Annotated in this window: 15 protein-coding genes and 1 tRNA gene; 15 read left to right on the top strand and 1 reads right to left on the bottom strand. The window is 41.3% G+C overall.

From position 1 onward, the window contains the following. The first annotated feature begins 4 nt into the window (after nucleotides 1–4). The 12 genes from nuoF to BUC17_RS01440 all read left to right on the top strand — a co-directional run bounded on the left by nuoF (nucleotide 5) and on the right by BUC17_RS01440 (nucleotide 12,282). A complete protein-coding gene (gene nuoF, locus BUC17_RS01495; RefSeq protein WP_073360745.1) occupies nucleotides 5–1,369 on the top strand; it encodes an NADH-quinone oxidoreductase subunit NuoF in 1,365 nt (454 codons plus the stop codon). A gap of 52 nt (nucleotides 1,370–1,421) precedes the next feature. Continuing rightward, nucleotides 1,422–2,465 carry an NADH-quinone oxidoreductase subunit G gene (locus BUC17_RS01490; RefSeq protein ID WP_073360742.1) on the top strand — a complete coding sequence of 348 codons (1,044 nt, stop codon included), beginning with the start codon at nucleotides 1,422–1,424 and terminating at the stop codon, nucleotides 2,463–2,465. A 1-nt stretch (nucleotide 2,466) separates the two neighbouring features. Next, the gene (nuoH, locus tag BUC17_RS01485) at nucleotides 2,467–3,498 is read left to right on the top strand and encodes an NADH-quinone oxidoreductase subunit NuoH (protein WP_073360739.1); all 1,032 of its coding nucleotides are present in this window, start codon (nucleotides 2,467–2,469) and stop codon (nucleotides 3,496–3,498) included. Nucleotides 3,499–3,509: 11 nt separating this feature from the next. Next, nucleotides 3,510–4,055, top strand: coding sequence for a NuoI/complex I 23 kDa subunit family protein (locus BUC17_RS01480; RefSeq protein ID WP_073360736.1), 546 nt, complete (start codon nucleotides 3,510–3,512; stop codon nucleotides 4,053–4,055). A 2-nt stretch (nucleotides 4,056–4,057) separates the two neighbouring features. Then, complete coding sequence (locus tag BUC17_RS01475) at nucleotides 4,058–4,570, top strand: NADH-quinone oxidoreductase subunit J family protein (protein ID WP_073360733.1); 513 nt, start codon at nucleotides 4,058–4,060, stop codon at nucleotides 4,568–4,570. Between the two features lie 3 nt (nucleotides 4,571–4,573). Beyond that, nucleotides 4,574–4,894: an NADH-quinone oxidoreductase subunit NuoK gene (gene nuoK, locus BUC17_RS01470; RefSeq protein ID WP_073360731.1), complete on the top strand. Its 321-nt coding sequence runs from the start codon at nucleotides 4,574–4,576 to the stop codon at nucleotides 4,892–4,894. Nucleotides 4,895–4,900: 6 nt separating this feature from the next. Then, a complete protein-coding gene (gene nuoL, locus BUC17_RS01465) occupies nucleotides 4,901–6,778 on the top strand; it encodes an NADH-quinone oxidoreductase subunit L (RefSeq protein WP_073360729.1) in 1,878 nt (625 codons plus the stop codon). A 12-nt stretch (nucleotides 6,779–6,790) separates the two neighbouring features. Further along, on the top strand, nucleotides 6,791–8,230 hold the full coding sequence (locus BUC17_RS01460) for a complex I subunit 4 family protein (RefSeq protein WP_073360727.1): 1,440 nt from the start codon (nucleotides 6,791–6,793) through the stop codon (nucleotides 8,228–8,230). Nucleotides 8,231–8,243: 13 nt separating this feature from the next. Continuing rightward, a complete protein-coding gene (locus BUC17_RS01455) occupies nucleotides 8,244–9,614 on the top strand; it encodes an NADH-quinone oxidoreductase subunit N (protein WP_073360725.1) in 1,371 nt (456 codons plus the stop codon). Nucleotides 9,615–9,651: 37 nt separating this feature from the next. Then, nucleotides 9,652–11,001, top strand: coding sequence for a Y-family DNA polymerase (locus BUC17_RS01450; protein WP_317044496.1), 1,350 nt, complete (start codon nucleotides 9,652–9,654; stop codon nucleotides 10,999–11,001). Further along, nucleotides 10,992–11,429: a LexA family protein gene (locus BUC17_RS01445; protein ID WP_073360723.1), complete on the top strand. Its 438-nt coding sequence runs from the start codon at nucleotides 10,992–10,994 to the stop codon at nucleotides 11,427–11,429. The genes BUC17_RS01450 and BUC17_RS01445 overlap by 10 nt, the downstream gene beginning before the upstream one ends. A gap of 97 nt (nucleotides 11,430–11,526) precedes the next feature. After that, the gene (locus tag BUC17_RS01440; RefSeq protein WP_159433921.1) at nucleotides 11,527–12,282 is read left to right on the top strand and encodes an endonuclease/exonuclease/phosphatase family protein; all 756 of its coding nucleotides are present in this window, start codon (nucleotides 11,527–11,529) and stop codon (nucleotides 12,280–12,282) included. 204 nt (nucleotides 12,283–12,486) lie between these two features. On the opposite strand, the gene BUC17_RS01435 is transcribed toward BUC17_RS01440, so the two are convergent. Continuing rightward, nucleotides 12,487–12,566 (bottom strand) — tRNA-Leu (locus tag BUC17_RS01435). Nucleotides 12,567–12,725: 159 nt separating this feature from the next. On the opposite strand from BUC17_RS01435, the gene BUC17_RS01430 reads away from it, so the two are divergent. The 3 genes from BUC17_RS01430 (at nucleotide 12,726) to pth (ending at nucleotide 15,007) form a co-directional block, all read left to right on the top strand. Continuing rightward, nucleotides 12,726–13,667, top strand: coding sequence for a ribose-phosphate pyrophosphokinase (locus tag BUC17_RS01430; protein WP_073360721.1), 942 nt, complete (start codon nucleotides 12,726–12,728; stop codon nucleotides 13,665–13,667). A gap of 20 nt (nucleotides 13,668–13,687) precedes the next feature. Continuing rightward, nucleotides 13,688–14,296, top strand: a complete 609-nt coding sequence (locus BUC17_RS01425; protein WP_073360720.1) for a 50S ribosomal protein L25/general stress protein Ctc — start codon at nucleotides 13,688–13,690, stop codon at nucleotides 14,294–14,296. Nucleotides 14,297–14,440: 144 nt separating this feature from the next. Beyond that, entirely contained in the window at nucleotides 14,441–15,007 is a 567-nt protein-coding gene (pth, locus tag BUC17_RS01420) for an aminoacyl-tRNA hydrolase (RefSeq protein WP_394334040.1), read from the top strand. The last annotated feature ends 11 nt before the right edge of the window (nucleotides 15,008–15,018 follow it).

Raw genomic sequence — 15,018 nt, 5'->3', positions numbered from 1 at the left:
CATCATGGGAAGAAAGATATTACTGGACAAAATAAATGTCCCTGGGATTAAATCGTATGAAGTATATCGTCGTGAAGGCGGTTATGCTTCCGTCGAGAAAGCGTTAAAAATGACTCCCGAAGCCATTATTGAAGAAGTAAAAGCTTCAGGATTACGCGGCCGCGGTGGAGCTGGATTTCCCGTGGGAATGAAATGGAGTTTTATTGATAAAAAATCAGGAAAACCTAGACACCTCGTTTGCAATGCCGACGAATCAGAACCGGGCACTTTTAAAGATCGTTATTTGATGGAATACATTCCGCATTTATTGATTGAAGGAATGATTACCTCAAGTATCGCATTAGAAGCCAACCTTTCTTATATATACATTCGCGGTGAATACATGTGGGTATACAAAATTCTTGAGCGCGCGATTCAAGAAGCCTATGCCGCAGGTTGGTTAGGTAAAAATATTCAAGGATCTGGATTTGATTTGGACTTGTACGTACACTGCGGTGCAGGAGCCTACATTTGTGGAGAAGAGACGGCCTTAATTGAGTCGTTGGAAGGAAAACGTGGAAACCCGCGTTTGAAACCACCATTCCCGGCGATTAGCGGATTGTGGGCTAATCCAACCGTAGTAAACAATGTTGAATCGATTGCTGCAGTGCCTTGGATTATCAACAATTCTGGAGCCGATTATGCCGCGATAGGAATTGGACGTTCGACGGGTACGAAATTAATTTCTGCCTCAGGAAATATCAAAAAACCAGGGGTTTACGAAATTGAGTTGGGTATTTCGGTAGAAGAATTTATTAATTCAGACGAATATTGTGGCGGTATGGAAACCGATCGACCTTTAAAAGCTTTAGTGCCAGGAGGTAGTTCGGTGCCTATTTTACCCGCACATTTAATTTATAAAACTGCCAACGGAGACGACCGCTTGATGACGTATGAAAGTTTATCAGACGGTGGCTTTGCAACGGGATCTATGTTGGGTTCTGGCGGTTTTATCGTATACGATGACCGGGCATGTATCGTGCGGAATACTTGGAATTTTGCCCGTTTTTACCACCACGAAAGCTGCGGACAATGTACCCCCTGTCGTGAAGGAACGGGTTGGTTAGAAAAAGTATTGTGGCGTATCGAAAACGGAGAAGGACGTGAAGAAGATATTGAGCTGTTGTGGAGCATTCAATCCAAAATTGAAGGCAACACGATTTGTCCGTTGGGCGATGCCGCATCATGGCCAGTAGCTGCTGCTATTCGTCACTTTAGAGAGGAATTTGAATACCATGTTCGTTTCCCAGAAAAAATTAAAAACCGAGACCATTTCACACACGAACCTTTTCATAAAGTTCGTCACCTAGTGGCTCCACAAACTGTTTAAATCAATAACTGCGTTAAGTCGTTTGCTTACGCACTAGATAACCTACAAGAAGATGAAAGTAACAATTGACGGACACGAAATCGAGGTTGAAGCTGGAACCACCATCTTACAAGCAGCACGAATGATTGGAGGCGATGTTGTTCCTCCAGCGATGTGTTACTACTCCAAACTCAAGGGTTCAGGAGGCAAATGCCGCTGTTGTTTGGTTGAAGTAACCAAAGGGAGCGACGCCAATCCAACGCCTATGCCAAAACTGGTAGCCTCTTGTGTTACCGGTTGTATGGACGGAATGGAAGTGAAAAGTAAATCGTCTGATCGCGTCACCGAAGCCCGTAAAGCAGTAACTGAATTTTTGTTGATTAATCACCCGCTTGATTGTCCCGTTTGTGACCAAGCTGGAGAATGTGATTTGCAAAATTTGAGTTTTGAACACGGTCACGCTAACACCCGTTTCATTGAGGAAAAACGTACGTTTGAACCCGAAAATATCGGCGATAAAATTCAGTTGCACATGAACCGTTGTATTCTTTGTCAGCGTTGTGTGCAAGTGGCAGAACAATTAACCGATTATCGTGTACATGGGGTATTGAATCGTGGGGATCATGCGCAAATTTCCACTATGGTTTCGGCCGCTATTGAAAATGAATTTTCAGGCAACATGATTGATGTATGTCCTGTTGGAGCGCTAACCGACAAAACATTCCGATTCAAATCGCGCGTTTGGTTTAATAAACCCTTCAATGCACACCGTGAATGTACTACCCCCGGCTGTTGCGGTAAAGTAACTGTTTGGATGTTTGGTAATGAAATTCAACGGGTTACAGCGCGTAAAGACGAATACCATGAAGTGGAAGATTTCATCTGTAACACCTGTCGTTATGATAAAAAAGAAGTTTCCGACTGGACAATTGAAGGCCCGCGTAAATTTGAAAAAGACTCGGTCATCAATGTGAATAATTACAGCCGAAAACTTGAGAAAGTCATTATCAATACCGAACGCGGTATCTTAATGGGACGTGATGAGGATCGTAAGAAAATCAGTATGGCCGCCATTGACTACAATAAAAAAATTGACGGAACCGAAGTAAAACAATAACATGGATAGTGCATTAATTATTGAAAAAAGTATTTTCATCGTAGTCATCTTTGCCGTTACTATGCTTATGGCCATGTACTCTACTTGGGCCGAACGTAAAGTAGCTGCATTTCTTCAAGACCGCGTTGGACCCAACCGTGCAGGGTGGGGTGGTTTGTTACAACCCCTAGCCGACGGGTTAAAATTGTTTGCGAAAGAAGAATTTGAACCCAACACGCCCAACAAATTTTTGTTTTTTGTAGGTCCGGGAGTCGCGATGGCTACAGCGTTGATTACCAGCGCGGTGATTCCATGGGGTGATAAACTAGAAATTTTTGGACGTACGGTTATCCTTCAAGCTACCGATATTGACGTATCCTTATTGTACATTTTCGGGGTAATCTCTGTGGGTGTTTATGGAATCATGATTGGTGGTTGGGCTTCCAACAATAAATTCTCCTTAATGGGAGCGGTTCGTGCAGCTTCGCAAATGGTGTCGTATGAGGTAGCCATGGGTCTTTCTATCATCGCATTGTTGATGATGAGCGGATCATTGAGTTTACGTGCCATTACCGAACAGCAACACGGTATGGATTGGAATGTATTTTACCAACCCGTAGGATTTTTGATTTTCTTAATTTGTGCTTTTGCAGAAACCAATCGAACCCCTTTTGACTTAGCCGAATGTGAAAGTGAGTTGATCGGTGGGTACCATACCGAATACTCCTCCATGAAAATGGGATTCTATTTGTTTGCCGAATATGCCAACATGTTTATCTCCTCTACTATTTTGGCGGTCCTGTATTTTGGTGGGTACAACTATCCAGGAATGGACTGGGTTGGCATTCATTGGGGAACTAATATTGCAACTCTAATCGGAATTGCGGTTTTGTTTGTAAAAATCTGTGCCTTCATCTTCTTTTACATGTGGGTGCGTTGGACAATCCCACGTTTCCGTTACGACCAGTTGATGAATTTGGGATGGAAAATTTTGATTCCGCTTTCTATTATTAATATTATGATCACCGGAATTTGTATTCTGGCTTTTAAATAAGAACCTGTTCTATGGCAACATCAATTCAGAACATTTCGCTCTCAGGCAAGAAAAAACAAGTTTCCCACAAGGAAATGACGTTTTGGGAGCGTCTTTATTTGGTCGCAATCATTAAAGGGTTGTTGATTACCATTAAACACTTTTTCCGAAGAAAAGCAACCATTCACTACCCCGAACAGGTGCGTGAATTCAGTCCTGTTTACCGAGGAAAACACACCTTAAAACGCGATGAACAAGGACGTGAGAACTGTACCGCGTGTGGGTTGTGTGCGCTTACATGTCCTGCGGAAGCTATTACCATGAAAGCCGCAGAGCGTAAACCGGGTGAAGAGCATTTGTACCGTGAGGAAAAATATGCTGAAATCTATGAAATCAACATGTTGCGTTGTATTTTCTGTGGTTTGTGTGAAGAAGCTTGTCCAAAAGACGCCATTTACATGACGATTTCTAAAGAATTGGTGCCCGCTCAATACGATCGCGAAGATTTTATTTACGGAAAAGATAAATTAGTAATGCCACTTGAAGTAGCCATGGCCAACACCAAAAACCTAAACTAATTATGTCCACAGTATTACTAATTTTCTACATTCTGTCGGCATTTACACTTGCCACTGCCTTTTTAACCATATACAGTAAAAACCCAATTCACAGTGCTATTTACCTAGTACTCTGTATGGTTTCGATTATGGGACATTATTTGTTATTTAATGCCCAATTCTTAGCGCTGGTGCAACTTATCGTTTATGCAGGCGCTATCATGGTATTGTTCCTTTTTACCATCATGTTGATGAACCTCAACAAGGAAGATGAAGTACACAAACCGCGTATGACTCGTTATGCCGCCGTAATCATCTTCATTCTTTTGTGTGGCGTGTTGACGTATGTGTTTGTCGATACCAAACCAATTATGGGAGAATACGACGTTACTGGACAAGATTTTCAATCCATTAAAGTATTGGGGAAAGTTTTGTTAAATGAATATATGGTTCCTTTTGAGTTTGTATCCATATTACTACTCACAGCGATGTTGGGTGTAGTACTTTTGTCTAAAAAAGAAAAATCGACACGATAAACTATGGAGAATATTTTAAATCATATCGGTATTGAAAATTACCTGTTTCTATCCGTAATTCTTTTCTGTATTGGGGTTTTCGGAGTATTGTACCGAAGAAACGCCATCATTGTTTTCATGTCCATCGAAATCATGTTGAATGCCGTAAACTTATTGTTTGTTGCTTTTTCAACCTACCATCAAGATGCCGAAGGTCAAGTGTTCGTATTTTTCTCAATGGCCGTAGCCGCTGCTGAAGTAGCCGTTGGATTGGCAATTTTGGTTGCTATTTTCCGAAATATCGGTTCGATTGATATTGCTAATTTGAAGAATTTAAAAGGATAAGGCTCCATGGAGAAGAATTTAGTTTTAATCGTATTATTAGCCCCTTTTATTGGGTTCTTAGGTAACGTATTCTTTGGTAAAAAAGCGGGTAAAGGATTCGCTGGAGCTTTAGGAACTGTAGCGGTAGCTATATCCTTTGCGCTCAGTGTTTATTTCTTTTTACAAGTCAACCAAACCGGAAAACCGATTGCGGTGACCTTATTTGATTGGATTACTGTAAGCAATTTCAAACTGGATTTCGGTATTGTATTGGATCAGTTGTCTTTACTGTGGTTGCTGTTTGTAACGGGTATTGGATCATTGATTCATTTATATTCCATCAGTTACATGCATGAGGATGAAAACATGCATAAGTTCTTTTCGTACCTCAACTTATTCGTGTTTTTCATGATTACGTTGGTCGTTGGAAGCAATATTCTTATCATGTTTATCGGATGGGAAGGTGTTGGATTGTGTTCTTACTTACTCATTGGCTTCTGGTACAAAAACCAAGACTACAATGATGCCGCAAAAAAGGCGTTCATCATGAATCGTATTGGTGACTTAGGATTCCTCATTGGAATTTTCATTTTAGGCAGTATGTTTTCTACCTTGGATTACGCGCAATTGAAAGCCGCAATTACGGCTGGAAATGTGGATACAACCAAACTAACTGTAGCAGCCTTGTGTTTGTTTATCGGCGCTATGGGGAAATCGGCTCAATTACCTTTGTACACTTGGTTGCCTGATGCGATGGCTGGTCCAACACCTGTCTCAGCGTTGATTCACGCTGCAACGATGGTTACCGCGGGTATTTTTATGATTACGCGTTTGAATTTCATCTTTGACCTTACGCCGCTTGTTCAAAATATTATAGCGATTGTTGGTGCTGTAACAGCTTTGGTTGCTGCCTCTATCGGCCTTTTCCAAAACGATATTAAAAAAGTATTGGCATACTCTACAGTATCGCAACTGGGACTTATGTTTTTGGCGCTTGGACTCGGCGCTTACAATGTTGCCGTTTTCCACGTGATCACACACGCCTTCTTTAAAGCGTGTTTGTTCTTGGGCTCTGGTTCTGTAATTCACGCTATGTACCACGAGCAAGATATGCGTCGAATGGGTGGGCTACGTAAAATCATGCCGATTACTTTTGCCACCATGATGATTGCAACGTTGGCGATTTCGGGGATTCCACCGTTTTCTGGATTTTTCTCGAAAGATGAAATTCTTCTGACCGCGTTTCATGCGAATATTCCCCTTTGGATCATTGCGTCATTGGCATCTATCATGACGGCTTTCTATATGTTCCGTTTAATGTACCTTACCTTTTACCGCGACTTCCGTGGTACAGAAGAACAAAAACATCATTTGCACGAAAGTCCAAGTTTGATGACATTACCTTTAATCGTACTAGCCATTTTGTCGTTGGTGGGAGGGGTAATCAGCTTACCTTTTGGAGGTAGTTGGTTAAATCACTACTTAGCGCCCTTATTCAACGGAAGTCATGCCGAACATCATTTAGGTACTACGGAATATATTTTAATGGCTGTAGCTGTAGCCGGGGGATTGATTGGAATTGGGATGGCCTATGCGAAGTTCTTAAAAGGCGGTGCCGTTCCGAAAGAAGACCATGAAATGACGGGATTGGCCAAAACGATTTACCACAAATATTATGTAGATGAAGGTTATATGGCATTGATTGTAAAACCTATTAATGGCCTAGCACGCTTTTTCCGTGATACACTAGAACCTGCTTTGTCCCAATTGGTATTCAGTCTGGGTTCGTTAGCCAACGGTTTAGGAAACTTAGGCGCGCGTGTTCAAAACGGAAGTATCGGATTGTATCTCTTTGCTTTTGTCATTGGATTTAGTGTCCTTTTCATCTATTTGTTTTTAGCTTAAAAAATTATCCTGATGGACGTAACTACTCTATTACTTTTATTACTTATCGGTGCTGTTTGTACCTATTTGGCTGGCGATAAACTGGCTTCCAAAGTGGCTTTACTTTTTAGTACTGCTGCCATGGGGATTACCCTATTTATATTGGCTACCGTAAGTGATTTCAGTACACTTAATGTTTCTTTACCTTGGATTTCTTCACCCAAAGCATATTTTGCCTTAAAGGTTGATGGGTTGGCCTTGGCCATGGTTTTGCTCACCACCGTATTAACGCCACTTATACTACTTAGTTCGTTTGCCAATGCGTTTAAAAATGCAAAAAGTATTTATGCTTTAATTCTGTTCATGGCCTTTGCTATGGCGGGTACATTTTTGGCTGCCGACGGACTTCTTTATTATATTTTCTGGGAATTGGCTTTAATACCCATTTACTTTATCGCTTTATTGTGGGGGAATGATGCTATTGAAACACGTAAAAAAGCGGTACTAAAGTTTTTCATTTACACTTTAGGCGGTTCTTTATTCATGTTGGTTGCCTTCGCCTATCTATATCACAAAGCAGGCAGTTTCTTGCTCACCGATTTGTATGCATTACAACTCAGCACTGAGGAGCAAACGTGGATTTTCTTGGCATTCTTTTTAGCTTATGCGATTAAAATTCCTGTAGTTCCTTTCCATACCTGGCAGGCTGATGTGTATCAAAAAGCGCCTACCGTAGGAACCATGTTGCTCTCGGGTATCATGTTGAAAATGGGATTGTACAGTGTAATCCGCTGGCAACTCCCCATTGCTCCTTTGGCAGCAAAAACGTATATGCCCATCCTTTTGGGACTCAGTATCGCCGGAGTCATTTACGGATCAATTGCCGCTTTACGTCAAAAAGATATCAAACGATTGTTGGCTTACTCTTCTTTGGCGCACGTAGGATTAATCGCAGCAGGCTGTTATAGTCTTACTTTCGATGGTTTAAGTGGTGCCGTATCGCAAATGATTGCCCACGGTTTTGTGATTGTCGGGTTATTTTATGCCGCCGAAATCATTTACCGTCGATTGGAAACACGTAGTATCGAAGCTATGGGTGGCATTCGTATTCAAACGCCAAGGTTCACTTCATTGTTTATGATTTTGGTCCTAGCGTCTGTGGCATTGCCGGGTACGTACAACTTTGTAGGAGAATTTACTGTGCTGTATAGTTTATCGCAAATCAATGTGTGGTATGCTGTACTTGGGGGAACTACAATCATTTTAGGTGCTTATTACATGTTGAAAATGTTTCAAAATGTAATGTTGGGAGAAGCAAATGCCAAAGTATTTGCCGATGTAACCCTCGGTGAAACCTTTGTGATGGTAGTACTCATAGCCTTCTTATTGTTCTTTGGATTGTATCCTAAACCTTTATTGGACTTGGTCAATCCATCGCTACAAGAAATCTTTACATTAATCAACCGTTCTTAATTCTGTCATACGAATGAATACACTAATCGCTGTATCAGGTTTAGGCATCTTCTGTCTTTTAGCTGAAATTATCAATCTGAGAAAAGCCATTGTACCGGTTTCCGTGGTTGCTTTGTTAGCGATCCTTGGACTAACGGTTTCCGAATTCAATCATCCATCATCATGGTACTATAACATGATTGTGGTGTCTAATTTTTCGGTAGCCTTTTCAAGCTTGTTTATCGTTTTGACCGTTTTTCTGATTTTGATGAGCGGGGATTACTACAAAGACAAACCCTCCAAATTCTCCGATTTTATCGCTATTAAAATCTTTTTGTTGGCCGGTGCTATTGCCATGGTTTCTTTTGGAAACTTATCAATGTTTTTCATCGGTATTGAGATTCTTTCTATCGCGTTGTATATCCTTGCAGGTAGCGAACGTCTAAGTCTATTGAGCAATGAGGCCGGTATGAAATATTTCTTATTGGGTTCTTTCGCTTCTGGTTTTATCCTTTTTGGCATTTGTTTAGTATACGGCGCTACGGGTTACTTTGATGTAGCTGAAATTTATGAATTGTCACAAGGAGCCGGACTTCCCATTTGGTTCTATTTTGGAATTACCATGATGCTTATTGGAATGTTGTTCAAAATTGCTGCGGCACCTTTCCATTTCTGGGCCCCTGATGTATATGAGGGTTCCCCTACTTTAGTGACCGCCACCATGAGTACCTTAGCCAAGGTCGTTGCTGTGGCTACGTTATACAAATTGGTTACGGGCTTAAACAAAGAAATGCCTTACTCTTTTGAAATAGCGCTCTTAGCGGTTGCCATTTTGACCATGTTTGTGGGGAATCTTTTGGCTTTACGTCAAGAGAATATAAAACGAATGATGGCTTTTTCTGGGATTTCGCATGCCGGATTTATGCTTTTGGCTTTGTTAAGTCTTACCACCGCCGCTGGCACCCTTTTCTATTATACTGCAGCGTATGCTTTGGCGGGTATTGCTGCCTTTGCGGTCATTACTGCTGTAACCAAAAATAAAGAAACGCAAAACGTTGCTGATTTCAATGGGTTGGGAAAACGCCACCCAATCCTCGCTGCAATTCTCACTATGTCCTTATTGTCTATGGCGGGGATTCCAATTTTTGCGGGCTTTTTTGCAAAATTCTCCCTATTCACGCAAACTATTGAAGCGGGTTATTTAATTGCCGTTATTGTCGGTGTTGTGAATTCAATCATCAGTATTGGCTACTACTTTAAATTGATTTTAGCTATGTACAATAAAGAAGCTGATGATGAAGTAGCCTCCGTATCTTGGGTGTATACCTTAGTCGCTGTTGTGGCTATTGCACTCAATATCGGTATGGGAATTTACCCGAGTTGCATGATGGATTTATTGAAATAATCAGACGATTTTAACCCCACAAAGGCTGTCCCAACGGATGGCCTTTTTTTATGAACAATGGCGAATTTTAACGCTTGTTCTTTCCCTTCATTTTCATCCGATTCGCTACTTTTATACCATGTATGCATTAGTCGATTGCAATAATTTTTATGCCTCCTGCGAACGGGTGTTCCAACCGCAATTGGTGGGGAAACCTATCGTGGTGCTGTCGAATAATGATGGTTGCGTCATTGCGCGGAGTTACGAAGCAAAAGACTTGGGAATTCCCATGGGTGCGCCCGAATTTGAATGCCGTCCACTGATTAAAAAACACGGGATCCATGTATTTTCATCCAACTATGCGCTGTATGGGGACATGAGTAGTCGCGTTATGAAAATCCTGGAAGGTTTTACACCCCATGTTGAAGTCTACAGCATCGACGAAGCCTTCCTGAATTTTGACGGCATGCACGCAATCGAATGGCAGGATTATGGAATTCAAATGCGAAAGCGCGTCCTGAAATGGTTGAGTATTCCAATCTCTGTTGGCTTTGCTCCCTCCAAAGCATTGGCTAAAATTGCTAATAAAATTGCCAAAAAATTTCCCGAACGCACCCAAGGCTCCTATGTCATTGACAGCGAAGAAAAACGAATCAAAGCGTTAAAATGGACAGCGATAGAGGACGTTTGGGGTATCGGCTTTCGGTTGACAAAAAAAATGAAAGCACGCCAGATTCATACAGCTTACGATTTTACACTACCACAACATGAATCGTATATTCAAAAAGAAATGGGCGTGGTTGGGAACCGTTTGCGATTGGAATTGTTGGGTCAGTCGGTGCTAGAACTCGAAGAACCTAAAGATAAAAAACACATCGCCGTCACCCGAAGTTTTGAAGGGCGTATCAACAACCTCGACGAATTGAAAGAGCGGGTGTCAACTTTTGCATCGATTTGTGGTGAAAAATTACGAAAACAGCAATCAGACTGTCAGGTTATTACCGTGTATTTGCGCAAAGATAAATTTCATAATCCCGATAACGGACGGTATAACTTTTATGCCCAAGAAACCTTACCGTTTCCTACCCATTCAAGCATCACGCTGAGTCAAACCGCTACTCGCATGATTGCGCAACTGTTTCGCGAAGGAGAAGAATACAAAAAAACAGGCGTGATTGTCTCATCAATTACCCCACAAAACCAAAAGCAGTTCAATTTGTTTCAGGATGAAAATCCAAAACACGAAGCGCTAATGAAAGTGATGGATGCCTATTTCAAAAAAACAGGAGAGCGGAAGATTCGCCTAGGAATGCACGATTTGAATCGAACGTGGAAGATGAAGCAAAACCATTTGTCTCCCAAATTCACCACCAATATTAACGATATCATTACCGTACAATGTCGCTAAACAACGCTAAACTCACTTTTTTTATCCCCGATTTAAGTCCGAAGGAAGGACTCCCCTATTTCTCAGGCGGCATCAAAGCGGGATTTCCTTCACCAGCGGCCGATTTTGATGAAGCAAAAATAAGTTTGGATCACGTATTGGTCCGCAACCGCGAAGCAACTTTCTACGCAAAAGCTTCGGGAAATTCAATGATTGGCGCCGGAATAGACGATGGGGATATCATGGTCATCGACCGTAGTTTGGAACCCGTTCATAATAAAATTGCGGTGTGCTGTATTGATGGAGAATTTACGGTGAAGCGCATTCGAAAAGAAAAAAATGCCGTGTATTTAATGCCCGAAAATCCCAGCTATCCTCCCATTTTAATCACAGAAGAAAATGAATTGATTATTTGGGGTATCGTAACCTATGTCATAAAAAGTGTGTAAAAAGAGTAAGATGTGGAAAAAGCGTAACTTCTTTATAGGTATTCTTGGGATTTTCATGCTTGCAAAGGGTTGGGCCCAATCGGAAAGGTTTTCGGTAATGACCTACAACATCCGACTCGATATCGCCTCCGATGGTGTCAACCGATGGGACAATCGTAAAACCCCACTTTTGCATCAAATCAACACCATCCATCCCGATGTATTGGGCGTACAAGAAGCGCTTCCCCATCAAATGACTGAATTACACAAAGGCATGCCCGGTTATCAAAAGGTAGGTGTGGGTCGGGAGGAAAATTATACTGGAGAAGCCAGTGGCCTCTTTATAAAAACCAGTCGATTTATCATTAAAGACAGTGGCACATTTTGGTTGTCGCGTACTCCTGAAAAAATTTCACGCGGTTGGGATGCCGCTTGCAATCGCGTTTGTAGCTTTGTACGTCTTGAGGATCGGCGAAATGGTAAACAATGCTGGGTATTTAACACCCATTGGGATCATGTTGGTGAACAGGCACGAACCGAAAGCTTAGCACTTATTTTAACACAAATTGCCGTTCGAAATCCCACAAATGAACCCGTAATCCTTATGGGCGATTTTAACACCACCCCCGAACATCCCCGTTTGAAACTGCTAGAAAACGATTGGGTCAATACCTTTGCCGCTTTAAATCCCGGAAGCACTTTAGGTACGTTCAACGGCTTTCGCACCGACACTCCCAACAATTATATTGATTACATTTGGATTAGCCATCAAGACTTTATAATTCATTCCAGCGAAATTCGTACTGAAAAACCGAATCATCAATGGCTATCTGACCATTATCCCGTACTTAGTGTTGTAGAAATAAAACCGTAGTCGCCTTTATCTTGACACCATAATTACACTCCTTATTTTTTTGCTTAAACCTAAAAACCAAAGGCCAAAGGCTCCATCGCAAAACGCAGATTTGAATTGAAGGTTAATCCCCTATGAAGCTACTGCCGAACAGTAGATTGCAAAACATAAACGTAATATTTCATGGCATATAAAATAAAAAACCTCTCGTAGTGAGAGGTCTTGTACCCGGAGTGGGAATCGAACCCACACTCCTAAGAACACGAGTTTGAGTCGTGCGCGTCTACCAATTCCGCCATCCGGGCATGGATTTTAGTGTTTTTTGTGGGTGCAAATGTACACAAAAATTGAAATAAACAAGAAAAAAATACTGAAAAATATAGGCCTTCAGTCAGATTTTATTTCTAAATTTGCACCTCAATAAACACAACACACACTAACTCACTACTAAACAACCGATTAAAATGTCACATCAAGAACCGGAAGCAAAGATATTTGCGTGTTCCCAAAGTGTCCACCTTGCCGAGCAAATCGCCAAACATTATGGGGTGCCGCTGGGTAAAGTTACGTTCTCAAAATTTAGTGATGGTGAATTTCAACCGTCCTTTGAAGAATCCATTCGTGGATTGCGGGTTTTCATAGTCTGTTCGACATTTCCGTCGGCCGACAATTTAATGGAATTGCTGTTGATGATTGATGCGGCCAAGCGCGCTTCAGCCAGACACATTACGCCTGTAATCCCTTATTTTGGGTATGCTCGCCAAGATCGTAAAGACAAACCTCGCGTTCCCATCGGAGCCAAATTGATTGCCAAATTGTTGGAAACGGCTGGGGCAACGCGAATAATGACGATGGACTTGCATGCCGATCAAATTCAAGGATTTTTTGAAAAACCAGTAGATCACTTGTTTGCCTCTACGATTTTCTTGCCCTACGTAAAAAGTTTGAATCTAGAAAATCTCACTATCGCATCGCCTGATATGGGAGGTTCAAAACGAGCCTATGCGTATTCCAAATTCTTAACCTCAGACGTTGTAGTTTGTTACAAACAACGTAAAGCGGCCAATGTCATTGAAACGATGGAATTGATAGGTGAAGTAAAAGGGCGCAATGTGATTCTTGTGGACGACATGATTGACACTGGAGGCACTTTAGCGAAAGCAGCCGACTTGATGATTGAGCGGGGTGCATTGAGTGTTCGAGCCATTTGTACGCACGCGATTTTGTCGGGTGAGGCCTATGAAAAAATAGAAAAATCACAGCTTAGCGAGCTTATCGTTACCGATTCCATTCCGCTGAAAAAGGAATCGCCAAAAATCAAAGTGGTAAGTTGTGCGCCACTGTTTGCCGAAGTAATGCAGATGGTACAACACAACAACTCCATTAGCGGAAAATTTTTAATGTAAATAATTAATATATCTAAATAATGAAGTCAATTTCAATCAAAGGATCTGAAAGAGAAAGCGTAGGCAAAAAGGCAACGAAGGCCGTACGTGATGCTGGAATGGTTCCTTGCGTAATCTACGGAGGAGAACAACCAGTACACTTTCAAGCAGAAAGCAAAGCTTTCAAAAGTTTAGTTTACACTCCAGATGCGCATACTGTTGCGATTGATTTAGGAGGAAAAGTGTTTAACGCAATCCTACAGGATATTCAATTTCACCCTGTTTCTGATGCTATCTTACACATTGATTTTTATCAATTAAAGGAGGATAAAGAAATCATCATGGAGGTTCCTGTAAAAATCACAGGTACATCGCCTGGGGTGTTATTAGGGGGTGTTTTGAACTTAAACTTACGTCGTTTAAAAGTAAAAGCGTTACCTAAAAACCTTCCTGATTATGTATATGCAGATATTTCTGAATTACAAATGGGGAACAAATTGTATGTAACCAAATTAGGAAGCGACAATTACAAATTGATGCACCCAGACAACACGGTTGTATGTCAAGTGAAGATTTCACGTGCGGCGATGAAAGCAGCTCAAGAAGCAGCCAAAGCCGAAAAAGCAGCAGCCAAAGGAAAGAAAAAATAATCTTTTCCATAAGGATTCTAAAAAGCATCGGAGATTTCCGGTGCTTTTTTTTTGAAGACCCACGGCATTTGAAGTACTTTTGCACTCATGATTCGGTTGCTTTCTATTTTTCGTAAAACACCAAATTCTGAAAACACATCACCTATGAAGAAATATCTTATAGTAGGCCTAGGCAATATTGGCGCTGAATACGTGAATACCCGACACAATATTGGATTTAAAGTTGTCGATTTTTTTGCAAAACAAGAAAACGAGTCTTTTCAAACCGCAAAACTAGGAGAGCTGGCCGAGTGTAAAATTAAAGGGAAAACGGTTTTTTTGTTGAAGCCTAATACATACATGAATTTGAGCGGTAAAGCCGTAAAATATTGGATGGATAAAGAAAACATCCCTATTGAAAATGTACTGGTTATTACTGATGATTTGAATTTACCTTTTGGCACCGTTCGAATCAAAGCCAAAGGAAGTGATGGGGGCCATAATGGTTTAAAAAATATCCAAGCTGTTCTTGCCACCACCGAATACCCTCGGTTTCGATTTGGCATCAGCGATCAATTTAAAAAAGGACAACAAGTGAATTATGTTTTGGGCGAATGGGATGAAACTGAAAAAGGGGCACTCCCTGAACGATTGGCACTTTGCCGAGAAGCAATAACCTCCTTTGTACTCGCCGGTTTGTCCACCACGATGAATACTTTTAACGGAAAATAAATCCATAAAAA

This window comes from Flavobacterium fontis (genome assembly GCF_900129405.1).
GTDB classification, from domain to species: Bacteria; Bacteroidota; Bacteroidia; order Flavobacteriales; family Flavobacteriaceae; genus Flavobacterium; species Flavobacterium fontis.
This window is presented reverse-complemented; position numbering and strand designations above follow the sequence as displayed.